This window comes from Arthrobacter sp. A5 (assembly GCF_051131705.1).
Classification (GTDB): domain Bacteria; phylum Actinomycetota; class Actinomycetes; order Actinomycetales; family Micrococcaceae; genus Arthrobacter_M.
The window spans coordinates 577,254-602,693 of the sequence record NZ_CP180316.1; the positions used below are offsets into that span (position 1 = coordinate 577,254).

22 protein-coding genes and 1 pseudogene are annotated in these 25,440 nt (G+C 64.8%); 7 read left to right on the forward strand and 16 right to left on the reverse strand.

Features of this window, described 5'->3' with window-relative positions:
* Window positions 1-17: 17 nt before the first annotated feature.
* From ACLLJI_RS02790 to ACLLJI_RS02805, 4 genes are all read right to left on the reverse strand, one after another.
* Window positions 18-308, reverse strand: a complete 291-nt coding sequence (locus ACLLJI_RS02790) for a WXG100 family type VII secretion target (RefSeq protein ID WP_283558415.1) — start codon at window positions 306-308, stop codon at window positions 18-20.
* A gap of 103 nt (window positions 309-411) precedes the next feature.
* The gene (locus ACLLJI_RS02795) at window positions 412-2,010 is read right to left on the reverse strand and encodes a sensor histidine kinase (RefSeq protein ID WP_434617660.1); all 1,599 of its coding nucleotides are present in this window, start codon (window positions 2,008-2,010) and stop codon (window positions 412-414) included.
* Window positions 2,011-2,022: 12 nt separating this feature from the next.
* Window positions 2,023-2,733, reverse strand: coding sequence for a response regulator transcription factor (locus tag ACLLJI_RS02800; protein ID WP_434621119.1), 711 nt, complete (start codon window positions 2,731-2,733; stop codon window positions 2,023-2,025).
* 136 nt (window positions 2,734-2,869) lie between these two features.
* Entirely contained in the window at window positions 2,870-4,087 is a 1,218-nt protein-coding gene (locus ACLLJI_RS02805; protein ID WP_434617663.1) for an IS110 family transposase, read from the reverse strand.
* Window positions 4,088-4,541: 454 nt separating this feature from the next.
* On the opposite strand from ACLLJI_RS02805, the pseudogene ACLLJI_RS02810 reads away from it, so the two are divergent.
* Window positions 4,542-4,793: pseudogene (locus ACLLJI_RS02810) on the forward strand (TIM barrel protein); the annotation flags it as partial.
* Window positions 4,794-4,999: 206 nt separating this feature from the next.
* Here ACLLJI_RS02810 and ACLLJI_RS02815 read toward each other — a convergent pair.
* Window positions 5,000-5,986, reverse strand: a complete 987-nt coding sequence (locus ACLLJI_RS02815; RefSeq protein ID WP_434617666.1) for a cation diffusion facilitator family transporter — start codon at window positions 5,984-5,986, stop codon at window positions 5,000-5,002.
* Here ACLLJI_RS02815 and ACLLJI_RS02820 point away from each other — a divergent pair.
* A complete protein-coding gene (locus tag ACLLJI_RS02820) occupies window positions 5,966-6,172 on the forward strand; it encodes a hypothetical protein (protein ID WP_434617669.1) in 207 nt (68 codons plus the stop codon). The two genes, ACLLJI_RS02815 and ACLLJI_RS02820, sit on opposite strands and share 21 nt — an antisense overlap.
* Here ACLLJI_RS02820 and ACLLJI_RS02825 read toward each other — a convergent pair.
* Window positions 6,145-6,510 carry an ArsR/SmtB family transcription factor gene (locus tag ACLLJI_RS02825; protein ID WP_283558419.1) on the reverse strand — a complete coding sequence of 122 codons (366 nt, stop codon included), beginning with the start codon at window positions 6,508-6,510 and terminating at the stop codon, window positions 6,145-6,147. The two genes, ACLLJI_RS02820 and ACLLJI_RS02825, sit on opposite strands and share 28 nt — an antisense overlap.
* 798 nt (window positions 6,511-7,308) lie before the next feature.
* On the opposite strand from ACLLJI_RS02825, the gene ACLLJI_RS02830 reads away from it, so the two are divergent.
* The 5 genes from ACLLJI_RS02830 to ACLLJI_RS02850 all read left to right on the forward strand — a co-directional run bounded on the left by ACLLJI_RS02830 (window position 7,309) and on the right by ACLLJI_RS02850 (window position 12,005).
* Window positions 7,309-7,938, forward strand: coding sequence for a DUF305 domain-containing protein (locus ACLLJI_RS02830; protein ID WP_434617673.1), 630 nt, complete (start codon window positions 7,309-7,311; stop codon window positions 7,936-7,938).
* An 83-nt stretch (window positions 7,939-8,021) separates the two neighbouring features.
* The gene (locus tag ACLLJI_RS02835) at window positions 8,022-8,909 is read left to right on the forward strand and encodes a F510_1955 family glycosylhydrolase (RefSeq protein WP_434617676.1); all 888 of its coding nucleotides are present in this window, start codon (window positions 8,022-8,024) and stop codon (window positions 8,907-8,909) included.
* Window positions 8,910-8,913: 4 nt separating this feature from the next.
* Complete coding sequence (locus ACLLJI_RS02840; protein WP_434617679.1) at window positions 8,914-9,663, forward strand: cytochrome c biogenesis CcdA family protein; 750 nt, start codon at window positions 8,914-8,916, stop codon at window positions 9,661-9,663.
* 38 nt (window positions 9,664-9,701) lie between these two features.
* A complete protein-coding gene (locus tag ACLLJI_RS02845; protein ID WP_434617682.1) occupies window positions 9,702-11,273 on the forward strand; it encodes a multicopper oxidase family protein in 1,572 nt (523 codons plus the stop codon).
* A gap of 96 nt (window positions 11,274-11,369) precedes the next feature.
* Window positions 11,370-12,005, forward strand: coding sequence for a prolipoprotein diacylglyceryl transferase family protein (locus ACLLJI_RS02850; protein ID WP_434617684.1), 636 nt, complete (start codon window positions 11,370-11,372; stop codon window positions 12,003-12,005).
* 592 nt (window positions 12,006-12,597) lie between these two features.
* On the opposite strand, the gene ACLLJI_RS02855 is transcribed toward ACLLJI_RS02850, so the two are convergent.
* From ACLLJI_RS02855 to ACLLJI_RS02900, 10 genes are all read right to left on the reverse strand, one after another.
* Window positions 12,598-13,914 (reverse strand): alpha/beta hydrolase, encoded by a 1,317-nt coding sequence (locus ACLLJI_RS02855; protein ID WP_434617687.1) that lies wholly within the window; start codon window positions 13,912-13,914, stop codon window positions 12,598-12,600.
* Window positions 13,911-16,508: a bifunctional lysylphosphatidylglycerol flippase/synthetase MprF gene (locus ACLLJI_RS02860; protein ID WP_434617690.1), complete on the reverse strand. Its 2,598-nt coding sequence runs from the start codon at window positions 16,506-16,508 to the stop codon at window positions 13,911-13,913. Before ACLLJI_RS02860 ends, ACLLJI_RS02855 begins: the two co-directional genes overlap by 4 nt.
* A gap of 256 nt (window positions 16,509-16,764) precedes the next feature.
* On the reverse strand, window positions 16,765-18,264 hold the full coding sequence (locus tag ACLLJI_RS02865) for an NADH-quinone oxidoreductase subunit N (RefSeq protein WP_434621122.1): 1,500 nt from the start codon (window positions 18,262-18,264) through the stop codon (window positions 16,765-16,767).
* Window positions 18,265-18,269: 5 nt separating this feature from the next.
* A complete protein-coding gene (locus ACLLJI_RS02870; RefSeq protein ID WP_434617693.1) occupies window positions 18,270-19,934 on the reverse strand; it encodes a complex I subunit 4 family protein in 1,665 nt (554 codons plus the stop codon).
* A 2-nt stretch (window positions 19,935-19,936) separates the two neighbouring features.
* The gene (locus ACLLJI_RS02875; protein ID WP_434617696.1) at window positions 19,937-21,829 is read right to left on the reverse strand and encodes a proton-conducting transporter transmembrane domain-containing protein; all 1,893 of its coding nucleotides are present in this window, start codon (window positions 21,827-21,829) and stop codon (window positions 19,937-19,939) included.
* A gap of 5 nt (window positions 21,830-21,834) precedes the next feature.
* Entirely contained in the window at window positions 21,835-22,140 is a 306-nt protein-coding gene (nuoK, locus tag ACLLJI_RS02880; protein ID WP_283558430.1) for an NADH-quinone oxidoreductase subunit NuoK, read from the reverse strand.
* Entirely contained in the window at window positions 22,137-22,694 is a 558-nt protein-coding gene (locus ACLLJI_RS02885) for an NADH-quinone oxidoreductase subunit J (protein ID WP_434617701.1), read from the reverse strand. The genes nuoK and ACLLJI_RS02885 overlap by 4 nt, the downstream gene beginning before the upstream one ends.
* 10 nt (window positions 22,695-22,704) lie before the next feature.
* On the reverse strand, window positions 22,705-23,643 hold the full coding sequence (locus ACLLJI_RS02890) for an NADH-quinone oxidoreductase subunit H (protein ID WP_434617704.1): 939 nt from the start codon (window positions 23,641-23,643) through the stop codon (window positions 22,705-22,707).
* Window positions 23,636-25,093, reverse strand: a complete 1,458-nt coding sequence (locus tag ACLLJI_RS02895) for a hypothetical protein (RefSeq protein WP_434617707.1) — start codon at window positions 25,091-25,093, stop codon at window positions 23,636-23,638. Before ACLLJI_RS02895 ends, ACLLJI_RS02890 begins: the two co-directional genes overlap by 8 nt.
* Window positions 25,084-25,431 (reverse strand): NADH-quinone oxidoreductase subunit A, encoded by a 348-nt coding sequence (locus ACLLJI_RS02900; protein WP_434617710.1) that lies wholly within the window; start codon window positions 25,429-25,431, stop codon window positions 25,084-25,086. The genes ACLLJI_RS02895 and ACLLJI_RS02900 overlap by 10 nt, the downstream gene beginning before the upstream one ends.
* Window positions 25,432-25,440: the final 9 nt, after the last annotated feature.

The window sequence follows — 25,440 nt, forward strand, 5'->3', positions numbered from 1 at the left end:
ACAGGTCGGCTGACGGGTCAGCCGGCGAAGAGCCGGGTGTTGGCGTCTTCGGCCTGCGCGTACTGGGTTGCCGCGCTGGCCAGTGCACGGCTGATGCTCTCCAGCGATGCTTCAACGCGGAGTTGGGTGCTGCGCCAATCGGTGATCAGGGATTGGAAATTCGTGGCCGCGGCACCTGTCCAGCTGGACTGCAGATCCAACAGGTTGCGCTGCATGGCATCCACCTCCGCACGGATCTGATCGATGGAGCCCTTGACCGCCTGGCTCTTAAGCGCAAGATCGTCGCTGTTGACATGGAACACGGCCATGTGAGTGCCTCCTGGACTGGGGATGTAACCGGATCCCTCGAGGCTAGCGGCCGACGCCGTGCGGGCCCAGCGGCTGCCGACACTCAGTGCATAACACACTGGGTCAGGCGTCGGTGGAGGAGAAGCTGCTGTTGCCGTCAGACCCGTCGCCGCCGTGCCGGTGGTCGAATGAGCCGTGCCGGTGGTTGAATGAGTCCTGCCGGCGGTCCAATGAGTCCTCCGGGCCGGCGTCGTCCACGGCATCGTCGGGAGCCTGGAAGGGCAGCGAGATGACCAGCGTTGCTCCGCCATTCGGGGTTTGTTCCATCCTGACCGTGCCCTCATGCGCGGCGACCAGGGCCGAGACTATGGCCAGCCCCAGGCCGCTGCCGCCGGTGTCTCTGTTGCGTGAGGAATCGGCGCGGTAGAAACGCTCGAAGATCCGCGGCGCCTCCTCCTCGGAAATGCCCGGTCCATGGTCGCGGACCTGCAGCACGGAGCGTTTGTCACCGCCTGTGCCGGTGACTCCCACCGCGATTTCCACCGGGCTGCCGTCGGGGGTGTAGCGCATGCAGTTGCCCATCAGATTGGCCACGACCTGACGCAGCTTCGCTTCGTCGCCGCTCACCGGCGCACTGACAGTCGGACCGTCGTCGAGCCCCACCACGGTAATCACACGGTCCGGCGCGGCCGCTCGCGCATCGATTACGGCGTCGTGCCCGAGCAGCAGCAGATCCACCGGCTTGCGCTGCACCGGGCGCTGTTCGTCGATCCGGGCCAGCATCAGCAGGTCTTCCACCAGCTCACCCATCCGCTTGGCTTCGCTCTCGATCCGACCCATCGCCGTGGTCACATCGTCGGAGCTCTGCAGCGCGCCCTGCCGGTACAGCTCGGAGAAACCGCGGATGGTCACCAAAGGAGTGCGCAGCTCGTGCGAGGCATCCGCGACAAACCGGCGCATCCGCCGTTCCGACGCCGTCCGGGCGGCGAAGGCGGATTCGATGTGTGCCAACATGGCATTGAGCGAGCCGGACAACCGACCCACCTCGGTCGCTGGGTTTTCAATTTCCACCCGGCGGGAAAGATCGCCGGCAGCGATGGCCGCGGCGGTCTTTTCCACCCGCGACAGCGGCACGAACGATCTGGAGACCGTCCACCTGGCAATCACGGTTCCCAGCGCCACGGCCAGCAACGAGACTCCGGCAATCACCGTCGCCAGCCGTTCCATGGTGTTGTTGAGATCCGTGTAGGGAAGGCCGACGACGACGTACCCGGCAAAGCTGGTCGAGGCACCGCTGCTGCTCTGACCCCTGATATTGGCGGGGGAGACAATGATGACGCGCCACGGATCATTGCCCGCGGTCCCGGGAACGGTGAAGGGCCGGTCCGCCAGCCCGGTGGCCTGCGGCAGCGAGTAGGAATCCAGTACGGGGGTGTCCCGGCCCTGGCGATTCTGGGCGAATATGGTCCCATCCGGGTAAGAGAACCGAACGTAGTACTCGAAGCCGAATGGCGAGTCGCCTTTGGCGTCGGCCGGGGTGATGCCGGTTTGCGCGATGGACTTCTGGAAGGTCGTCAGCTGGTTGTCCATCTGATCCTGCAGGAACGCACGGAGCAGCACATATGTCGCGCCGCCGAGAGCAAGCATGGACACCAACAGCAGGGCGCTGATGATGGCCACCAGCTGTGTGCGCAGCGAGGCGTTCTTCCAGGTCCGGATCACTGTGCGGCTCCGTTAGCGCTTTTCGACCGTCCGCAGCACGTAGCCCACGCCGCGCTTGGTCTGAATCAGCGCCGGGGACTGGGGATCGGTGTCCACCTTGCGACGCAGATAGGAAATATAGGACTCCACAATGGAGGCATCGCCGTTGAAATCGTATTCCCATACGTGGTCCAGGATCTGCGCCTTGGAAAGGACCCTGTTTGGGTTCAGCATCAGGTAGCGCAGCAGCTTGAATTCGGTGGGGGAGAGCTCGATGGTGCGGCCGCCGCGGCGGACCTCATGGGCGTCGTCGTCGAGCTCCAGATCATCGACCCGTATCACGGCGTCGTCGTCTTCCATCGGCTGCGTGCGCCGGAGCACGGCGCGGATCCGGGCCACCACCTCGTCCAGGCTGAAGGGCTTCGTGACGTAGTCATCCCCGCCCACCGTGAGGCCGGTGACCTTGTCCTCCGTATCGTCACGGGCGGTGAGGAACAGGACAGGAAAATGCCTTCCCGCGGCGCGCAGCCGTCGGGTCACGGTGAAACCGTCCATATCCGGCAGCATCACATCCAGCACCGCAAGGTCCGGATTGTGTTCCTCGGCAGCGGCGAGCGCTTCGCGGCCGTTGCCGGCGGCGAATACCTCAAAACCGGCGAAGCGCAGCGAAGTGGAAAGTAGCTCGCGGATATTGGGCTCGTCATCGACGACAAGGAGCTTCGCTTCTGGTCCATTCTTTTTCACCATTTCAGTCTCCGATGGTTGGCTGGGAATTGGCTGGACGTACGTTGTGAGGGCACTGTCAGCTTATCGCCAGCCGGCATCCGGGGGGGGGGGGGGGGGGGGGGCGGGGCATCCGGGGGGTGTCCCTATGTTTTTGTCAAGCCGCTTTCGGGATTTTTTCTTCGTAGATGCTCATGTCTCTGAGCATGGCGAAGAGCATGTCGCAGCGGCGCCGGGCCAGGGCGATCAGGGCCTGGTTGTGGCGTTTCCCTTGGGCGCGTTTTCGGTCGTAGTAGTCCCGTGAGGTGGGGTCCTTGAGGGCGGCGAACGCGGACAGGAAGAGAGCGCGCTTGAGGATCTTGTTGCCCTTCCTGGAGGGGTGGTCTCCCCGGATGGACGTCCCTGATCGCCAGGTCACCGGCGCCAGTCCGGAATAGGAGGCCAGATGCCCGGCGGTGGCGAAGTGTTTACCGACGACTTCGGTGAGGATCCTGGCTTCGGTCCTGATCCCGACCGCCGGTATCGAGCTCAGGACGAGGTGAAGAGGGTGGGCCTCCACTAGCGCCTCGACCCGGGTATGGACTTCGCCACGGGCTTTACGCAGCCCGGCGAGCATGCCTGCCAGTTGGGGCAGCACGATGTCGGCTCCGGCGGTGCCGGCGACGACCACGGTTTGCTCGCCGAGGGCGGTAAAGATATCGGCTGCCCAGTGTTTGCCTGCCCGCGGGGCGAACTTGGCCAGGTACGTGGCCACCCGTGCCTGGCCGGCGGTCTTCAGTGCGGTGGGGGTCGGATATTTCACCAGCATCTCCGCCATTGCCGGGTGGTCCAGGTGTGCGCCGATTACCCGTTCGAGGGCCGGGTGGATCTGGGTCAGAAGCCCGCGGATACGGTTTGATGTAGCGGTGGCCTGCTGGGCCAGGTCGTCGTCGAAGCCGCACAGCATCGACAGCTCCGCAGCCTGCTCGTCGGCTACGACGATGGAGCGCAGGGTGTGCGGCATGGTCCGGGCTGCCTCGGCGATGATGTACGCGTCCCGGGCATCGGTTTTAGCCTCGCCGGGGTGTAGGTCCGCGATCCGGCGCATCGCCAACCCGGGCAGGTAACCGACCAGGATTCCGGCGGCCCGGGCCGTCGCCACCGGCAGCGCACCAATGGTGGCGGGCTGGTCCACGACCAGCAGTAGCGTGCCGTTTTTGGCCAGTGTGTCGATGATCGCCCGCAGCTTCGCTTCGTCCTGAGGCAAAGCCTTATCGAGCAGCTTCTTCCCGGATTTATCCAGCGCCACCGCGTGGTGATTGCTCTTGCCGACATCGACTCCGATGAAGACATCGATACTCTCGTAATCCTTAATCAACCTCAAAACCTCCTGCATCCGAGACCTGTAAAACAGCGCTGGTCTGTCCTGCGGTGACAAGAGTCGGCATCCACGTTACGGCTGACCTGCCACGATAAAAACTGCCGCTGGTCCGGTCCCTATTAGCGATCCCCTGACACCTATCGGATCCCGGTGACATCACCCCCCGGATCATTGAAGACTGGGGGCATAAATCATGCCGGGAACCAACAGGCCAGCAACCCAATTCTTACTCAATTAGGGGCTACTAAAAGGTAACGGGGTGCCAGGCGGCGTCGAGGGGACTGTTGCATTCCGTAGAGCGCCGCGCCATCGGCATGCCGTCCGGCGTCAGCGGTCAGCGGAGGCTCGGAATCCGGGGAGAAGTCCCGGAGGGTTGCCATGTCGTCAAAGCCTGCGACGGCGACGCTCCGGTTGCGGATACAGCGAGAGCGGCCACGGGGAAGGCGGCCATGTACCCGCCATCGGGCTGGAGCACGGCGTGCGCCTGGTACTTGAGCCGCTACATCCGACGTACGCGGCAGATCGCGCGGTCGCCTCCACACTCGCGCAGGCACTTGACCTCGCCGCAGCGCACCCGGCCGCCGCCGTCGGCGTCGTCGTCGACACCTTTCACCTCTGGTGGGACCCGTATCTGCGGGAGCAGATCGTGCGCGCCGGTGCACAGGGCCGGATTGCCTCCTATCAAGTCAGCGATTTCAACCAGGAAATCTGGGACAGTCCGTTCTGTGAGGTCCTTGCGGTCGTGAAAGAGCGTTAAGCACGGCTGATGGTTTGTTAGACGTCCGTTTATAGCAGTACAGTCGGCCGCCGAATGCACCAATCATGGCCGTCGCTTCACCGGTTACAGTGAAGGTTCCGTTGCCGGGAATCCGGGCCAGCACGTCGGGGCCGGTCACCCGCGCAGGTCGGACAGCGAGTGGAATAGATTCACCTGTGCGGACGATCGTGGTGTGCCGCGAGCTCGCCGTGGCGTGGTTCAGGCTGGTTTTGTTCACCAGCGTTCTGTTCAGTTGGTTTCGTAACGGCTCGGACGGACATCAGGTCCAGATTAGGCAGGGCGTGTCCCAGCCGGTGTTCGGCTTCACGGATGATTTCTTCGGCCGCTGTCACTGGCATGTCACTGACCTCCAGGCTGGCGTTGCCCTGGAGCCGGTGTCCGATCCAGCGCAGCTGCAGTGCCTGGACGGAGTGCACGCCGGCGGTGCCGGTCAGAGCCGACTCCGCGCGGTCAAGTAACTCCGGTTCGATTCCATCCATCAGCCGTCGGCCGATGCTCCGCACCGTACCCCAGAGCAAAACGATGATCGCCGCGGCAATCAGCAAGCCGACGATGGGGTCGGCGAGGGGGAAGCCCAACCATACGCCGATGACGCCCGCGACGACGGCCAGCGAGGTGAAGCCGTCGATTCGGGCGTGCACGCCGTCCGCGACCAAGGCTGCCGAACCGATCTTCTGACCGATCTTGATCCGGTAGATGGCAACGGCCTCGTTCCCAGCGAAACCAACCAGCCCTGCAGCGGCAACCCACCCCAGGTTATTCAAGACTTGAGGATGGATCAGTCGGTCGATGGACTGCCAGCCTGCAATAATGGCCGACAGTGCGACGACGGCCACGATGAACAATCCCGCCAGATCCTCGGCTCGACCGAAGCCGTAGGTGTAGCGCCGGGTCGCTGCCCGGCGGGCAAGGATGAACGCAATCCAGAGAGGGACCGCCGTCAGGGCGTCGGAGAAATTGTGGATGGTATCCGCCAGCAGCGCTACGGAGCCGCTGATCAGGACCACTAGGAATTGCAGGATGGTGGTGCCGAGTAGCATGAACAAACTAATCTTCACCGCTCGGACGCCCTGTTCGCTGGCCTCCAGTGCATCATCGATGGAATCCGCGGCGTCGTGGCTGTGCGGAACGAACAATCCGTAAAAAAACCCTTTGATTCCAGCGGGGTGCCCATGGGGATGACCATGGTCATGACCATTTTCGTGGCCGTGGCCGTGGCCGTGGCCGTGGGAGTCTTCGTGGCTGTGCTCGTGCTGGTCAGGATGCGTATGGTCGTGGTCGGTGTGGTGGTTGCTCATGACGCGTCCATGCTTTCGACGTGATGGTGGCGGGGGGTTCCCCCGAGGGAGTGCTCCGCTTGGAAGATGGCGTCGGTGACAAGCTTGCGAGCATGCTCGTTCTCCAGGCGGTAGAACACCCTCGTGCCGTCCTGTCGGGTGGTAACAAGGCGTCCAAGGCGCATTTTCGCCAGGTGCTGGGACACGGCTGCCGGAGATTTTCCAACCATCTCGGCCAACTGGTTGACGGGCATTTCACCGTCCCGCAGCGCCAGAACTATCCGTACCCGCGTGGCGTCGGCGAGCATTGCGAACACTTCGACCGCCAGTTCGACGTATTGGCTGTCCGGTTCCCGGCCGCATATCCTCTTATCTGCATCCATACGTAGATTCTTGCACAGAAATGCGCCGCTGCCGGCCGAGCCTTGACCAGCATACCCTACCGGGGTATTGTATTAGCGTCAATTGCCAGCTGTGCATACCGCCTTCGCTTAAGCCCATTGCCTTGGGTTCTTCAGGGCGCAAGCGTGACCGGTAAGATGGCTGGCAACCCAGCGAATAAGGAAGGATTCATGAGCAGCACAGTCTCACTGCCCGGCATCCGATCCATCCTGCGCTGGGGACGCTTGCTCATCGTCGTGCTCGGTATAACCGGGGGAATCCTGGGCATGCACGTGATCAGCGGAACGCCTGCTATGTCAATGGCTCCAGCAGCCATGACAACCTCGGCAGCGACGGCTAATGCCGTTACGTCCGCCCTTTCACCGGTATCCTTTTCGGCACCAACCCCTTCGACTCCTATAGGGGTGGCTTCGTCGGAAATTTCGGTTTCCGGTCCGCACGCGCCGGTTGAACAAGTTCCTGTCATCTGTAGCTGTTCAGCTGGCTGCCCCGGGTCGATGGCCATGGATGCCTGCATGCCCACCTTCGGTCCGGCGGGCATGATTGTCCCGGCGCCGCAGACGGTTACCCACCTGTATGGCGATTTTGCGTTTGGGCGAACGCCAGTATTTACCGCGGTCGAGCGGATCCCCGATGGACCTTCACTAAGCCAGCTCTCCGTTAGCCGAACGTAAACCGATGACTTGGCCGCCGCTATGCGGACGGCCTTCATCGACGCGCACTGATACCGTGCGCCGGCTATCGAGTGAGACTCTAGTTTTTAGTGAAGGACTCTACCAATGAAGAAGTTTCTGGCCATTTCGTCCACGGCCGTTGCCGCGGCCATCGCCCTTGCCGGCTGCTCTGCCGGCACCGACGGCGGCAGCATGCCGGGCATGGATCACGGCGGCAGCTCTCCGGGCTCTACCAGCACGAGCGCGGGGGCGTCCGCGATGATGGCCGGCGCCGAGCGCAACTCTGCCGACACCACCTTCGCCCAGATGATGACTCCGCACCACTTGCAGGCCGTGGACATGAGCAATTTGCTGCTGGCCAAGCAGGGCATCGACCCGCGGGTCAGTGCCTTGGCAACCAAAATCAAGGCGGCGCAAGCCCCGGAGATCGAAAAGATGACGGGGTGGCTTGCTGCCTGGAAGGAACCGGCGGCCATGTCGGGAATGTCCGGCACGTCGGGAATGACCGGCACGATGAGCGATGAAGAGATGAAAAAGCTCGACGCGGCGCAGGGCGCGGAGGCCGCGAAGCTGTACCTTTCGCAGATGGTCACCCATCACGAAGGGGCAGTGGAGATGGCTAAGACCGAGGTGATCGACGGCAAGAACGCTGACGCAGTTGCGCTGGCGAAGTCCATCGTCTCCACCCAGGAATCCGAGATCAAGGAAATGCAGGATCTGCTGACGACCCTCTGAGTCAGGGCACGCCGTCACGGCCAGTGGCGCCCGGGGATCCGGGTCGCCACTGGGACACCTTCTTTCCTTCCTTGGAGCCCGCTGTGAACACACCTACCTTCCTTCCCCGCGACCAGCGATTGGCTGCCCCCGCGGTGCTGGCCACCGCCGCCCTGCTGCTTGCGGGTTGCTCTGCCGGATCAACGGCAGCTGATCCGGCGCCAACTTCCCAAAGTCCCGCTGCCCATATTCACGCCATCGCCGTGGGCCCGGCTTCGTCGGAAGTCTTGCTGGCCACCCACGATGGGCTGTATGACGCGAGCAAAAAACAGCCGGTCAAGATCAGCGACACCATTGACCTGATGGGGTTCACGGCTACGGCGGATCCCGCCGTATTCTATGCCTCGGGCCACCCGGGCGCGGGATCGGCTTTGCCGGACCCCGTCGGACTCATCAAATCCGAAGACTCGGGTAAAACCTGGAATCCCGTCTCCCGGCAGGGTCAATCGGACTTCCACGCCCTGACTTCCACCAAGTCAGGCCTGGTGGCCTTCGACGGGACCCTGCAGACCAGCGCCGACGGCGTCAACTGGACTCCGTCGCCGTCGTCCTTCGCTCCCGCAGCGCTGGCCGGCAGCCCCGCCAGCACCGTTGTCCTGGCCACCACGGAACAGGGCCTACAACGTTCCACCGACGGCGGAAAAACGTGGCAGCCGAATCCCGGGGCTCCGATTATGCAGTACGCGGCCTTTGCAACTGCTAAGGACAAAGCAACGACGGAGGCCGTGGGGGTCGCGCCGGACGGCACGGTGTACGCTTCCGCCGACGCCGGTCTGAGCTGGGTCCAAACCGGCCAAATCAGCGGCCAGGTGCAGGCGGTCACAGCAGTTGAGGGAGAAACGGGGAAGCCGCGGATCTGGGCCGCCACGAGTACCGGTGTTCAGGTCTCTAAGGATGGCGGAACGACTTTCAGCCCAGCGGATTCCAGCTAGCTCGATGAATATCGGAGAGTTCTTCGCCAACTCGGTCAGCTCCGGAGCACTACAGATCGCCATGCCGCTGGCAATGATCGCAGGCATTGTGTCATTCATGTCCCCATGCATTTTGCCTCTCGTTCCGGGCTATCTGGGATATGTTTCCGGGCTCACCGATCCAAGCCAACCAAAGAACAGACGCCGTGTCCTCGCCGGAGTCGCCCTGTTCGTTCTGGGTTTTGGAGCGGTCTTCACGCTCTACGGTGCGGCCTTCGGGACGGTCGGGTCGTGGCTCACCCGGTGGCAGGACCCGCTCATCCGGGTCCTCGGCGTCGTCGTGATCGTCATGGGCTTGGTGCTGATGGGTAAATTTTCCTGGTTCCAGCAGACCCGTAAACTCGCACTCACTCGCCGCACCGGCTTGGCGGGGGCACCGCTTCTCGGCATTGTTTTCGGCCTTGGCTGGACACCGTGCATGGGTCCTACCCTCAGCGCTGTCCTGACTCTCAGCGTGACCTCCGGGAACGCTTGGCGCGGTGCGTTGCTGGCCTTCGTTTATTGCCTGGGGCTGGGCATTCCGTTCGCCCTCGTCGCGATGGGGCTCGGCTGGGTCACGCGGATCCTCGGCTACGTCCGCAGGCACATTCGCGCAGTTAATATCGCCGGCGCATCTATGCTCATTGCCCTCGGCCTGCTCATGGTGAGCGGCCTCTGGATGCAGTGGATCTACCAATTGCAGGGCCTCTCGGGGACCTTCGTCACCCCGGTCTGAAATTCCCCAATCATCATCATTAGTAAGGAATGGTTATCATGACCACTCAGGTCAACCGCCGCAGCTTCATTGGACTCTCCGTCGCAGCCACCGCGGCTGCAGCGCTCGCCGCGTGCACGGGCAATACAGCTCCCACCCAGACAACCGGCGCGGACGCACACCGGATCATGCCCGACAATCCGTTGATCGCCGAGTACGAGTCGCGCCGCACATCCACGGGTAAGACCGTGAGTGCACAGCTGACACCGGCGGCGCTCAGTACCAGTCTGGACGGCAAAGAGATCACGACCTGGGGCTACAACGGAGCCCTAGTGGCACCACTGATCCGTGCGACCGTCGGAGACCTGCTGGAAGCAAAAGTCGCCAACGGGCTCACGGACGGCACGACGGTGCACTGGCACGGCGTGGCTCTGCGGAACAACGACGACGGCGTCCAGAACGTCACGCAGCAACCCGTCGCCCCCGGTGCCGACTTCACCTATAACTTCAGGCTGCCCCATCCGGGGACCTACTGGTACCACTCGCACGTGGAAATGCAGCGGGCCCGGGCGCTCTACGGCGCCCTGATCATCGAAGACCCCAAGGAGCCGCTGCAGTACAGCAGGGACTGGGTCATTGTGCTTGATGACTGGCTCGACGGCGTCACAGGCACGCCCGATGAGGTGCTGCAGGAGCTGTCCAAGGGCATGAGTATGGCCGGGATGTCCGGGATGTCCGGGGGGACGAGCACATCCGGGATGACCGGGGGCATGGGGCAGGGCGGGATGGATATGGGACACATGCTGATGGGGGCCCGCAGCGACTTCTTGGGAGGGGATGCCGGAGACGTGAAGTTTCCCTTCCACCTCTTCAACGGCAGGCCGCCTTCCCAGCCCGAAACGCTGACAGCCAAGCCCGGAGAGGTCATCCGGCTGCGCATCATCAACGCCGCCGGGGACACCGCCTACCGCGTTGGTATCCCCGGGCAGAAACTCACACTCACGCATGCCGACGGGTTCCCCGTCGCGCACCGGGACGTGGACGCCGTCGTGCTGGGCATGGGGGAGCGGATCGACGCACTCCTGACAGTCCGGGACGGAATCACTCCTGTCCTGGCTCTGGCCGAGGGCAAGGGCCAGCTGACATACGGACTCGTTGCCACCGGCATCGGGACGCCGCCCGCGGCAGCGGACTTGCCCGCTCAACTTGACGGCGTCGTCGTCGACGGTGGTCAGCTCAAGGCCGACCCATCCGTGACCCTGCCGACAAAAACACCGGACCGGGTCCACGAGCTGCATCTGACCGGCGGGATGGGCAAATACGACTGGGGAATCAACGGGAAACGCTTCGATATGGCTAAGCCGTTCGAGAGCACCTTCGACCTGAAAATCGGAGAGCGCGTCCAGGTGAAGTTCATCAACGACACGATGATGTGGCATCCCATGCACCTCCACGGCCATACATTCCAGGTGGGCGATGACGGTGCACGCAAGGACACCGTCATCGTCAGGCCCAAGCAGACCGTTACCGTCCAGTTCGACGCGGACAACCCGGGCCAATGGCTCACCCACTGCCACAATGCCTTCCATGCCGTACGCGGCATGATGGGCGTCTTCTCCTACACCACCTAAGACAGGCCGACCATGAACCCAGCGGCAGCTTCTGAGCTGTTTTCCCCTCACCCACCATCGATGCCTTCCAGCTCGGCCCCCTGACGATTCGGTTCTATGCGCTGTGCATCCTCGCAGGGCGGCCTGGGTATCTGGGGAGCCGTGGCCCTGGGACTGCTCGGAGCGTACCTTGGCTGCCGCCGGCATAACGTGCCCTTTACTGCACTGATTGACTCGGCCGCCCCTGGCTTGCTGATCGCCCAAGGGCTGGGCAGGTGGGGCAACTGGTTCAACAACGAACTCTATGGCGACCCGACGGCGCTGCCCTGGAAATTGCAGATCCATCAGATGGATTTTTCCACCGGCCGGGCGGCCACGGACGCGGCCGGGGCTCCCGTGGTGCTTGGCTACTTCCAGCCAACGTTCCTCTATGAGTCCCTTTGGTGTCTTGCGGCTGCTTCGTTGCTGATGTTTCTGGATAGGAGATACCGGCTTGGCGCGGGATCAGTATTTGCTCTTTATGTGGTCTTCTACACATCCGGAGGGTTCATCTTCGAATTACTCCGTTCCGACTACGCCAACACCATCCTTGGGCTGCGCGTCAATACCTGGGTTTCCGGTTTACTCCTGCTGGCCGGTCTCGCCGGCTTCCTGCTTTTACGTCGAAGGGACCGCTCAACAGCCCAGCTCGACAGTCCGGACACTGAACCGATTGCGGACACCGTTACATCGGCGGATGGAACTACCAAATGAGCAACGAGGAAAAGACAACAGGCGCCGGGTGCTTATCGGAGGGGCACTATCGGGCTGGGCCTTGCGTCCCGCAATGGGATCCGACGATGGCGGCAACGGCTACGCAGACTGTCGCCATGGCGGGCCTACGCACGCTACCTCTGTGGAGGGCAGCCTCGAAGTCGTCATGCTTTGGTGCTGCTGCGGCTGGACGACTTATAGCCGAATGCGGGCCGGGGCGCTTCGGATGCCGAGCGCTGGGCCAAAAATTCCTGCGCCATGTTTTGTCGCGTTGATCGAGGTAGTCGTCAATGAGGTCATAATCGTCTTTTTCGTCGGCACCGGTGAGCCCGTCGACGCGATCCAATCGACCGGACTCCGGGGCTGAGCCTTGAGTCGCTGCGCGCGCGGATATGGATCGTTCCATGGGCTTCACGCTATCCGGCGTGCCCTAAGCGGAGGCTGAGAGAGCCTTGGCGCCGGGTGGCCTAGCGCTCACGCTCACGCCGGCAACCGAGGTCAGCGGCACCTGGCCGGCTTAGCCGAGCGCAAAACGCATGGCTATCAGCGGACGGCTTTGCCGCCGTCGCCCGCTGGTCTCTCCCGACTTGGCCTAAGGAACAACGCCGTAGCGTTGCATGAGCCAGTCGAGGTTATTCGCTAGTCCGGCGCGCCAGGCCTGCCAGGTATGGGAACCGGGCACGGTTTGGAGCGTGACATTCATACCCGTTGCCTTCGCCGCGGCATAGACCTGCTCGCCTTGGGGCTTGTAGAAGCTGTCCGCGGCGCCGACGGTGATGAGGCCGGCGGTGTCGGGGAAGTTGCCCGTTTTGAGCACGTCCAACGGATTTTGCCGGGCAAATGCGGCGGCGTCGCCGTTGAAGTAGCCGTTGATCAGGGCCTGCTGTCCGGCGGGGATGGTGGGCGCGTTCTCACCGGAGATGTCGATGAAGGTGGGAAAGACGGCCGGGAAGTTCACGGCGAGTTGCAGGGCGCAGGTCCCGCCGTAGGAGAAGCCGGCGACGGCCCAGTTCCGGGCCGATCCGTGGCCGGCGTCGAGGGTGCTTTTAATCCAGCCGGGCACATCGGCGGCGAGGTACGTCGCGGCTTTGCCATGGCTGGTGTCCATGCACAGCGTGGGCTCGGCTACGCTGCCCTGGTTGGCGTCGGGCATGACAATAATCGGGGCCAGACCCTTGTGCGCGGCGGCGTAGGCGTCCATCAGCTCCGGCAGCTGTCCACCGGCAATCCAGTCCATGGAACCGCCGGGCACGCCGTGCAGGAGAACGAGTACGGGCACGACGGCGCGCGGGCTGGCGAGATAGGCCGGGGGCAGCCACACGAATCCTCCGCCCGGTTTGACCCCTGACACGGTTCCCGGAATCGTCGTTTGGGCGACTGTGCCATGGGTGGGCATGTCCGGCGGCGGGTTCCAGGAGGCTTCGGTTGTCAGCGCGGTTGGGGTGACGACCGGTCCTGGCGCTGGTGCCGCCGGGGTGGTGGGCAGGGCCTGGATCTGCACCCCGGTTCCGGTCAGCGTCCCCAGTGTGGGGTAGTTGCCGTAGTAGGCGTTGACGTTCACTGCTGCGGCCAACAGGACCAAGGGTACGGCCACGGCGGTGGCCAGCCGGGCGGGGATCCGTCGCCCACGCAGGAACCGCGGGGCGGCCAGGGCCAGTGCGAGCAGGGACAGGCCGATGGGGACGTAAAGCTGCAGCGGCTGCGGGGCGCCCCAGACATTCCAGACCCGTTCGGTGACAAACCACACCGCGGCGGTGACGGTCAGCGCCGCGGCCACGGCGAGGGGCACGGTGATTAGTACGTACCGTTTGCCGACCAGCAGCAGCCACAGCAGCGCGGCGACGCCCAACGTCGTAAAAACCGCCCAAACCGGTCCGCTGATCAGGGCGAGCTTTGACAGATCGCTCATCGACGTGTCCTTTGCGATACCAGGTGGAGGACGTCCCCGAGGGAAGCGTCCGGGACGTAGGCTTTGGCGATGGCCTGGCCGATCGCCGGCAGGGCGGCCGGATCGGGGTAACACATATACAAGGGTACGTAGCGTGGATGGAACTTTGACTTGAAGGCAAACAGGGACCGGAATCCGTACACCGGTTCCAGCGTGCGGCCCAGCCAGTCCAGCACCCGTTCCAGGGACCCCGGCGGCGGTCTCTCGCCGACCCCGCCGACCCCGTCGGCCGCATCGCGTCCGGCGCCTGCACCGGTTACGACTCCGGAATCCGTGTCCTGGCTGGCGGAGACGGATTTTGCCAGCGGTGCACCGGAAAGGCTCACTGTAGTGTAGCCCTCGGCTTGGAAGTCCAGGGCGGCTTGGGCGATGAGGACTTCGATGCTGTTTTTGAAGCCGGTGGACCGCCGGCGCATGAAGTCCAAGGTCCAGCCGGTGATTGCCCCGTTGATGTAGGCGGGCAACCAGGACGCGACGGCGTGCACGGTCCGGTCACCGTCGATGACGAGCAGGCATCTGACTTCGTCGTCGTTGAGTTCCTCGAGGCCGCCAAGAGTGAACCCCATTTCGGGAAGTTTTTTGTCTGCGACCCATTCTTCGGAAATGCTTCTGATCTGGTCCACGATCGCCAGCGGCGCCGTCGGGTAGCGGATCCATTCGGTGTGGACGCCCTCGCGCGCGGCCTTGTTCAGGGCGGTACGAATGTCCTGAAATTTTTTCCCGGTGAATACCAACGCACCCAGATCCAATACTGTTTCCTCGGCGATCTGCACGCTCTGCCATGATTGAGCCGCCGCGGCATCGCGGTGAGCCGAGGTGACGGAGTACAGGCACGGGGTCCAGCCCATCGCCGCGCAATGCTCGGAAAACTCGCGCAGGATCCGCTGGCGCTCCGGGGCCGCACTGATCGGGTCGCCCGTGGTCAGGGCGATACCGGCCAGCACACGGTAGGGCACATACCCGGTTCCGTCGGCGGAGAACCAGTATGAGTTGCCCGGCCACAAACCCATCCAGCCGATGGCGCCGCCGTCGTTCGCTTTCAGCAGGACGCGGGCACGTTCCCGGCCGGTCTGCGCGCCGTGGTCGCTTCGGAGGCGAAAGGAGGCGAGCAGCTGGGCCGACGCGACTGCCCAGAACAGGACGCCGGTCCATTCGTAGAGCACGTCGGCCGCTGGTCCGTTGGGCAGGAAATCCGGGAACAGCTGCAGCGTCACTCCGACGGGGGCCAGCCGTTGCGGGAAATCGCTGATCAGCCGCCCAGGATCGGACGCCGGGCTGAACTGTCCGGCCACGATCAGCCCGCCTCCGAGATAGACTGCCGCGGCACCAGCCGCGGTGAGCGCAACCTTCCCTGCCAAAGCCCGGTACTGCTTTGCGGGCGCGACGAGGGGAAACAGCCGTCGCGTCATCAGCAGGAGGACGACGACGGCGGCCGGCTCCAGGACCGGGATTACCAGATCAGCTATAAAGGGCGCGCTCCCGGCGGCCTGCGTGGCTTCGCCCACATCACGGCCGTGGCGCAGGGAGGTGAAGGAGACGACGGCGAGCCCCATCAGCCCAAGCTGCAGCAGCAGCGTACCCCACCAGGCAAACCGGCGGCCCAGCCGGAGCCCGTAACAAAACACCAGCAGCAGCAGTGAGGGCACACATGCCATGATGACTGATCCAATCCCGGAGCGAAGCTGGAGCTGGGCCACGGCGCACTCGCGGGCAGTCGCAGCGGTTTGGCATATCGCCCGGATGGCCGTCGGATCGGTGTCCTGTACTCCGGTGAAAAGTTCCCCCAGCACGGCGAAGGGGCCGTTCGCGTTGGCGGATACGGCTGCCAGCGGGGGACCAGCAGCCGCTGCGGCGCAGATCAGCGCGATTAGGATCCTGCTCTCCCGGATCGACGCGGACGGCACGGCCCGCGCGTGCGGGGTGCGGTAGCGGAGCCTGCCCGCGAGATAACCGGCTACTGCTGCGGCGAGCAGCATAATGGTGACCATGGCACCGTTGAAAAGGACCATGGTGCTGAGCAGGATGAATCCGCTCAGCCGCCAGCGCCGCCGCCACATGGTGTCCAGGGATGCGGTCGATGCCATGGCGGCCCCGACCACGGCCAGGGACGGGCCGCCGAATCCGGCCGTGGCCAAGACGGAGGCCCAGTCCGGGAAAGCGAATGCAACGACACCGGCCATGGCGAAGCCGCCGAGGACTCCGACGAGGTGGCCGGACACCATAGCCACCGCGTAGTGTGCCGTGCCCAACTGCCGTTCGGCGAATATTCCCAGCCCGAGCAACGCTGCAGTTGTCCAGAGGTAGGTGCTCAAGTCCGGAGCCCACAGTAGAGACAGCACCACAGACCAGGGATGGGAACCGGTGGTGGAAGGATTGGCCAGCACCGCATCGGCGAGGTGACCGTGCGGTCCGCGGACGATGCTTGTGGTCCCCAGCGCTACCGCCCACATCATGACCAGCAAAGCGAATGTCAGCGGGGCGTGGCGGATCCCATCCGCGGCCATGTCCCCGATCCACTGCCAGACGCGCCGCGCGGCAGCAAGGCGCGGGTGCATGGTCTGTAGCACGGTCTGTCCTCCCCCTAAATCGCGATAAATCGCGGAACATCTGTCATGTCGGCTGCGGCTATCACAACTATGCGGGACAGCCTCTCGGACGCTACCACCGTTCTCGCCGCCGGCTTCGTCACGCCGCAATGATGCGGTACCGAACCCTCCCTTTCGAGTCTCCGCCATGGTTCCTAAGGGAAGGCTGAGACACCGGGAACGAGCAGGACGGTCGAGCGGCGCGTTCAAACCGGCGAGGCCGATTTTAAGGGAGGGGGCTGACCAGCAGAAATGCCAGAACCGGATTCGCGGATAGACCAAAACACACTGAAACTATGCTCAGGATAACCGCGGACCGGGCACTCCACGGGACGGGAACAGCGTCTGGGTCGACCGGACCGCCCTCGTCCGGTTCCGCGTCACCTGCCGCCTCGGGTTCGGCCGCGCCTCGGTCCACCCGTTCGATGGCCTTCCCCGAAGGCGACGATTGGAAGAGCCGGTAGATCCAGCGCAGATAGTAAAAGACGCTGGCCACGGAGTTGATCAATGCGAGCACCACCAGCCAGCCGAATCCCGCGTCGAGCGCGGCGGTGAAGGCAGTGAGTTTGCCGACGAAGACGGCGGTGGGAGGCGTGCCGATCAGCCCGAACAGACAGAAGATTAGGCTCAGCGCCAGCCATCGGTGCCGGCGGAAAAAGCCGCGGTAATCGTCCAAGGTCCGTAGCGTGGTGAACGCACAGACGACGGCGAAGGCACCGAGATTGGTGACGGTGTAGCCGAGCAGGTAGAACAGCAGGCTGGGCAGGGCAAGCTCGGAATGCCCGACGGCGGCAGTCACCATCAGCAGATATCCGACCTGGCTGATGGTGGAGTAGGAGAGCAGGCGCAGCACGCGGGCCTGAAAAAACGCGGCCAGGTTTCCGAGTGTCATGGTCAGGGCCGCCAGCAACGCCAGTATCAGCGGCCACGCCGTCGGCACTCCAGTCAGTGAACTGAGCCGGAAGAGTGCCACGAGAGCGCCGATCTTGGGAATCGTGGAGATGAACGCGGCGGCCGGCCCCGTGGTGCCGTCGATGGCGTCCGGTACCCAGAAATGCGCCGGTACGGCGCCGGCTTTGAACAGCAGCCCGGCGGCAACGGCCAGCAGCCCGACGGCGGCGGCTCCCGCGGGTGCACCGGGCAAGGTGCGGGTCAGGCCGGCATAGGTGGTGCTCCCGCCGACGCCGAACAGCACCGTGATCCCCACCAGCAGCAGCACGCCGAACAGTGCGCCCATCAGGTAGTACTTGAGCATGGCCTCGGTGCCGGCGGAGTCCTTGGCGAATCCCACCAGGGCGTAGAGCGGAATGCTGGCGAGCAGATAGCCGGCTCCCAGCACCAGCAGGTCGCTGGCGCCGGCCAGGACCAGCGTCCCGAGGGCCCCAAGCAGCAGCAGAACGTAAAACTCCGATTCCCTTTTGTGACCGCCGAACCGTCCGCCGGCCAGCACCAGGATGACGGCGGTACCGGCCAGTACCGCTAGGCGGGTCGTGCTCAGGGACGTGTCAATGGTGAAAGTAGCCGCCGCGGTCACTTCCGCGGGCCGGGATGTTCGGGCCACAGACAGGATCAGTGCCGCTCCAACGGCCGCCAGCGCGATCCAGCGGGACAGATGCTGCCGGCGCCTCGGGAGCCAGCTGCCCAGTAGCAGGATGACAACGGCGGCCAGCGCCACGATGATCTCTGGCGCCAGGGCTGCGAGACTGATGGCGTCCCCCGCCGGCATTCCATTCACGGGGCAGCCGCAGCGACGAGGGCGATCAGCGCGTGCGCCGCGGGCTCGATCAGATCCAGCAGGAATCGCGGCAAAACCCCGACGACGATGGCCAGCACCAGCAGGGGAGCGACCGAGAGCAGCTCGCGCGGGCGCAGATCACCCGGCGTTCCAGCACTCAATAATCCAGCACTCGGCGCGCCAGACTCCAACTGCTCCGCCGTTGGCTGCCGCACCGGTCCGAGGAACATCTGCGCCAGCATCCGCAGCAGCAGGGCCGCGGTGATCAGGATGCCCAGCAGGGCCAGCGCAGTGGGAACGGGTGCGGCTTCCAGGCTGCCCGTGAAGATCTGGAACTCCGCGATGAACCCGGAGAGGCCGGGCAGGCCCAGGGAGCCGAAGACGGCGACGGCGGTGAGTCCGGCAAACCGGGGGGCGCCGCCGGCGAGGCCTCCGTAGGCGGACATCTCGTAGGTGTGACCGCGTTCAAAGAGCGCCCCTGCCAGCAGGAACAGTGCCCCGGTCAGAAGTCCGTGGCTGAGCATTTGGGTCACTGCGCCCGTGACGGCAAGGCTGGCGGCGTGGGGATTGCTTCCCGCGGCGAGACCCGCAGCTCCGAGGCCCAAAATGATGTAACCCATGTGATTCACCGAGGTATAGGCCACCATCCGCTTGAAGTTGGTCTGCGCCATGGCTACCAGCGCGCCGTAGAGCACGGAGACCAGACCGACGATGACGAAGCCCATGGCGTAGCTGCGCCACGGACCGGGCAGGATGGGCATGGCGATCCGGACGAAGCCGAAAGTCCCCATTTTGAGCAGCACCCCGGCCAGGATCACCGAGCCCGGCGCCGGGGCGTCCGTGTGCGCCGGCGGCAGCCAAGTATGGAATGGCACGGTGGGGGTCTTGACGGCCAGTCCGATGCTGATGGCCAGCAGTGCCAGGCCACCCAGCACCGGATCATTCTTCAGTGGATCCTGCCGGATGAGCTCGACGATGTCGAAAGTGTGCGGATCGCTGGCCAGGTACAGCACGATGAAACCCAGCAGCAGGGCCAGTGAGCCGATGAAGGTGTAGAGGAAGAACTGCAGCGCCGAACGGACGGCACTCCCGTGACCCCAGACCGCAATAATGAAGTACATGCCGACGATTGACAGGTCGAAGAAGATGAAGAACAGGATCAGGTCCAGGGAGACGAACAGCCCCAGGGACACGGTCTGCAGGAACAAGAACAGCGCGGCATGCGCCCGGGGACGGTGCTCCTGGCGCACCGAATAGATGGCGCAGACGAGGAAAAGCAAAGCTGTCAGGGCGACCAGCGGGAGGGAAAGCCCGTCCACGCCCACGTGATATCCCGACCCCAAGGTGGGCATCCAGGCGAAATTCGTCTCATAGCCGATCGCGCCCGTCCCGGCACCGGCCTGGACCCCGGCACTCCCACCGCTCCTGCCGCCGCCTGCCGCGTAATCGATCCACAGCGCTCCTACTAAACCGAGGTCGACGGCGGCTGTCGCGATCCAGATCCAGCCCACCAGCCGCCGTCGTGCTTCAGGGACCAACAACAGGGCGGCTCCGACCACGACCGGAAGAAACACGATGAAGGAGAGCACCGGCAGTTCAGGAAACACGGTCACCTCCGAAAACGCGGTCACCTCGGAAAACGCGGTCACCTCGGAATACACGGTCACCTCATGACGACGAATAGGACGGCAAGGACGGTCATTACAATCAGCGCCTGGGCGTAATACTGGTAAATTAGGCCGGTCTGCGGACGGCGGGCGGAGCGCGCCAGCTGCCGCACTACTGAGGTGAGGCCGCCGACGGCGCCGCTGAGCCGGCGCTCCAGCCGCAGGTCAGTGAGCGTGGCGGCTTTCAAGACAAGCACCGCCGCCGCGTCGACGCTGCGGGCCAGCATCCGGTCGTCGAACCGGGCCAGCGAAACCGCGAGCGCCATGGTCGGGCGGGAGATGAGCACGGTCGCGGCGTGTTCCAGGCCGAGCCAGTCACCCGACAGGCCCGTCACCCCCGCCGCCGGCACACCCAACAGCGTGCCCTCGCCGGCCAGCCGCCGGGTTTGCTGGCAATAAATCCATACGGTGACGGCGAGGGCCACAAGTCCCGAGACTGCCAGTTCCCACGGCGCCGGGCCGCCGATTTTCGGCAGTCCGAGGAACTCCTGCCACCATTTCCCGATGGACGGCACACCGAAAAGACCAAGTAGCACCGCTGCTGCGGCGAGGACGGGCATCGGCAGCAGCACGGCGGTGGGGAGGGCACGGCGGCGTTTTCCGGGCGCTGGTTGCGGCTTTGCCCAGACCACGGCCAGCGCCTTAGCCGCGTAGGCTGCGCTCACGGCGGCGGCGGCAAGCCCGACGACGTAGAGCGCGGGGGATTGCCGCAGAACGCCGGCGAGGACCGCGTCTTTGGCGGTCCAGATGGATAGCGGCGGCAGGCCGCCCAGCGCGAGGACACCCATGGTGAAGGTGATTCCAGCGGTCCGGTACCCGCCTAGAGAGCCGTGCGTACCTCCCCGTGCGACGCCGCGAAGTTCCAGCAGATCCTTGGTTCCCAGGTAACTCAGCCAGGCTCCCGCCACCAGGAAAAGCAGGGATTTGACCGCTGCATGGGCCACGAACTGGGCGCCGCCGCCGACGACGCTTCCGGCGCCGGCGGCGAGCACGATGAAGCCGATCTGCGAACAGGTGGAGGCGGCCAGCAGCTGTTTGAGGTCTCGCTGCGCGAAGGCGACGGCGCCCAGCAGCAGCGCGGTCAACGCACCGATCCAGGCCACCGCGGCGCCCAACCATCCGGTGGCGGCCATCCCGGGTTCGATCCGCAGCAGCAGATACCCGCCGGCGGCAACCATGGTGGCCGAATGCAGCAGAGCTGAAACGGGGGAGGGTCCGGCCATGGCGTGCGAGAGCCAGAAACTAAAGGGCAGCTGTGCGGACTTCCCCAGGGCGGCCAGGGCCAATCCGGCCAGAGCCACATCCCGCCAGCCGCTCGGCATCCCGGCGAGGGCATCCAGGCGCAGCCCTGCGGCGCCACCGGCCAGGGCTGCACCCGCGGCCAGATACATCCCCAGATCCGCCGTCCGCGTGGTGATGAACGCCAGGGTTGCGGATTTGACCCGTCCCGCGTCCGGCCACCAGTATCCGATCAGCGCATAGGAGACGGCCCCCATCACCTCCCAGGAGCCGAGCAGCGTCAAAGTCTCCGTCGACGTGACCGTGATCAGCATGGCGGCAACGAAAAGCAGCATGAGACCGAAAAACCGTGCCCTCGCCTCCTGCCGCCCGATGTCAGCGCTGGAGAAGACGACGACGGCCAGAAAGATCGCGGACACCGTCATCACTGCCAGCGCGGCAAGCCCGTCCACGGCCAGCCCGGCCGGGATGCCTTCCAACGCGGGTACTTCGACGGCGGGGCGCAGCACCGTCGCCGCGACAGCCAGGCCCAGCAGCGCCACGGCCACCGCAACGGCCAGCGGTGCAGCGGCGGCGTTGGCCCGGCGGCCGGACAGCAGCAGGATTCCTCCGGCCAGCGCCGGAAGAAGAATCAGCAGCCACAGGACCATACCCGTTATCCCGCCAAATCCGAGGCGGAATCAGCCATGTCCACATCGCGGGCGCGGAAAATGGCGGTGGTGATGGCAAAGCCCATCGCCATCTCCACCGCCATCACGCTGATCGCCAGCAGGACCAGGACCTGCCCGTCCGGGCGTGCGTCCGTGGTGAAAAACCAGAAAGCGGCGGCGGCCACGATGATGCCGTTGATGGCCAGCTCCAGGCCCATCAGGATCATCACGATGGACTGCTGGCTCAGCAACCCGTAGAGCCCCACCGCAAAGAGCGCCGCCGCCAGCAGCAGGAACAGCTGGAGCATCATTTCCCCAATCCTCCCCGCACCGGATCATCGGGAGTTCGACGCCGCAGGTTATCGCCGAACCTGTCATAACGGCCGCGATGCGTGGAGAGCACGACGACGGCGATCATCGTCGCGAACAGTGCCAGACCGATGACGATCATCACCAGCATGTGCGGACCCATCAAGTCCATCCCGAGCGCGAGCGTAGGGTCCGACGTCGCCCGACCGCCGGACGGCCACGGGGTGAGGAGGGCGCCGGCCGCGAGCAAGACGAAGACGACGGCGGCAATGACCAGTGACATGCGGTTGTTATGGACCATTTTCATCGGCATGAGTCCGGCGGGGTTCATCATGTACATGACCATGAAGACGGCCATGATCATCATTTCCATCACCATCATCAGTATCACTAGCGCCCCGAGGTAAGACAGGCCCAGCAGCAGGATGGGGATTGCCGCGACCACGAAGGACGCCAGCAGAGCGAGCGTCGCGCGCGCCATCGAGTCCACCCGGAACACCGCGATGCCCGCCGCCACCGCACCGACGGCGCAGATGAGGAAAATTACGGTCTGCATCACTGCCTCCTCAGATCCATCCGACAAGCACAAAAATCGATACTGCCAGCGCCTGGAGAATCGTCAGCGGCAACAGCACCAGCCAGCTGATCTCGGTGAAACGCTCCATCCGCACCGCCGGCACCCGGCGGCCGATCCAGACCAGGACTGCCAGAACGGCTACCGTCTTGAACAGGACCCAGGGCCAGGCTGGCAGCAGCGGGCCCGCACCGCCGCCCAGGAACAGCGGAACGGCCATGGCGGCGCCGGCCGTCAGCAGCAGGTACCTCCCGGCGAGGAGCAGTAACCTGTCGATTCCGGAGATTCCTGCTGCAGCTCCGCCGGCGATTTCCCTGCCCACCGGCTGATTGAACGGGCCGAAGAAGGCGAACGCCAGCAAGGAGAGCAGGAAAACCAGGAACGCGGCAGGCATATACACCACGAACCACAGGTGCCCGGGCTGTTCCTGCACGGCGGCAATGTCGCTGACCCGCAGGGAGCCGGCGCCCACGGCCGCCGTGATCAGCGCGAACATATGCGGGAGTTCGTACGCTAACCCTTGTGCCAGGAAACGATTGGCTCCCACTAGGCCCCAGATGGAATTGGATCCCCATCCCACCATCCATACCGCGGCCCAGGCCAGCACTTCCATCGCATTGAACCAAACCACGCCAACCGACAGATCACTGATGGCGTGCTGTCCCAGCGGGATCACCAGGACGGCCAGCAGCGCCGCCAGCGGCAGCAGCCCGGTGCCGATCCTGGCGAGCAGGGCGTCCGCGCCGGGGGTGATGCTGCGTTGACGGATGAGCAGCCGGGCGGTCTCCCGGCCAGGCCCCGCCAGCGCGGCCACCGGCGAGGTTCCGCTTTCGCGGGCGCTCAGGAACGCTGACCAGGCTGCAGCAGCGTAGGCCAGGACCCCCAGGAAAACGAAGCCGAGGATGATGTTCCACAGCAGCGCGCTAATCATTCGACTGCCCATGAGACTGCACAGGTGTCTGTCCGGACGGCACCTCAGGGGACAGCGGAGGGGACTGCTCCAGCCCCGCTGCCTGTGCCTGCAGCGCTTCGATGTCGGGATCCAGAGAGGCGACAATCAGACGAACCGCCGCCAGTTCCTGACCCGCGAGCAATTGAGGCAAGGCGGTCAACGCCACCCGGGCGGTCGCAGCGCGGCTGGCCAAGAGTGACCCGGGGTCCGGAACGGACGTGGACTGACCGGGGTCCGGGGCCCTGCCCAGAGCCAAGACCTCGTCCCCGGCAGCTCCGGATGCGGGATCGAGCACAATGGAAATGTCGTCCATCCAGCGCAGCACCCTTGCTGTGACGTCGCCGCACAAGCACGACGACACGCCGTTATCCAGGTGCCCGAGACCCGCTATTGACCAGCGCAGCAACCGCGAACGCCGCACTGTGCGCAGCCAGCGCCGACATTGGGGATAAAGCGTGTGCCGCCTGGCAGCATAGTCGGCTCGGGCGGCATCCGTCACGGCAGTGCCGGTCGAAGCAGTGTCAGTCGAAGAAGAATCTGTCACGGCGGCTTCGAGCAGTCCATCGCGCAACCGCCGTCCCGTGCGGGCAGCGGATTGCCAACCGGCCACGCTCAAGAACCGCTGCAGCGAATCCGCGGCCGCGGCCGCGCTGACGAGTTCGAGGTGTCCGGTCTGCTCCGACTGCGCGGCCCCACCGAGCAGGTCCGCCCAGAAGGAGGAGATCGCCCGGCCATCCGTGCCGCCGGCCAGCACGGAGATCTCCGCACATTGGGCAACGTCACCTTGCAGGACCAGCCGGACCACCAGCCCTGCTGGCCAATCCGGTAGTGCGGGTCCTAGCACCAGATGGAGCTGATCGAGTTTTAACCCGTCGCGGTCAGCCCCGCGGTCCGCCATGGGCAGACCTCCCGGCAGTTCCATGTCCATATCCATACCGGACATGTTTGATTCTGAGCCGGCTATATCCATGCCGGACATGTCCGAGTCCGAGCCAGTATCCGACGTTGCCGTCTCGCTGTCTGCGTGTCCGCTCATGGCCGGGCCGCCGCCGTCGTCCTTGTTCATCGGCTCGGCAGCCATCGGAGCGACATCGGACCGGTCGGCTTCGAGCCGACGAAACCCCTCCAGATCCCGGAGCGCCGCGGCGGCCGCGTCCAAGCAGTCGGAGGCGGCTTGCGCGGCAGAGATCACTATCCTGGTCCGGGGTGCTGGCAGCTGCTCCCAAACCCGCCCGGCCGCCTTGTTGAATTCCGGGCCGCCCTGGCCGCACAGCACGAGCATGTCCGCGTCCGCGGGGCTCAGCGCCTCGGACCAGCCGCGCTCGCGGACCAATTTTTCGACGGCCAGCCGCACCGACGTGGAACCGGGCGTAGTCATCAGGAAGGGGTGCGGCACGCCGAGGGCGAGCAGCCGGGCGATCAGCTCCACCGGAAGGCTCCTTCCCGCCATGCATACACAACGGCGGCGAACAGCACGGCGAGAAAAGTGAACATTTCCACGACCGCGCCAGCTCCCATTCGGCCGACCACCAGCACCCATGGATACATGAAAACCATCTCCATATCGAAGGCCAGGAAGAGCACCGCCACCGTGTACCAGCGCACGTGGTACCGCGATACCGCATGCTCGCTCGGCGTCATGCCGGACAGGAACGGCTCGCGGACCAGAGGTTTGCTGACCACCCGCACGGATGCCGAAATGGCACAGGCCGCCAGGATGACTGCCACGGCTATGGCCAGAGCCATCAGAGCCAGTCCGAATTCCACGTCGTCATC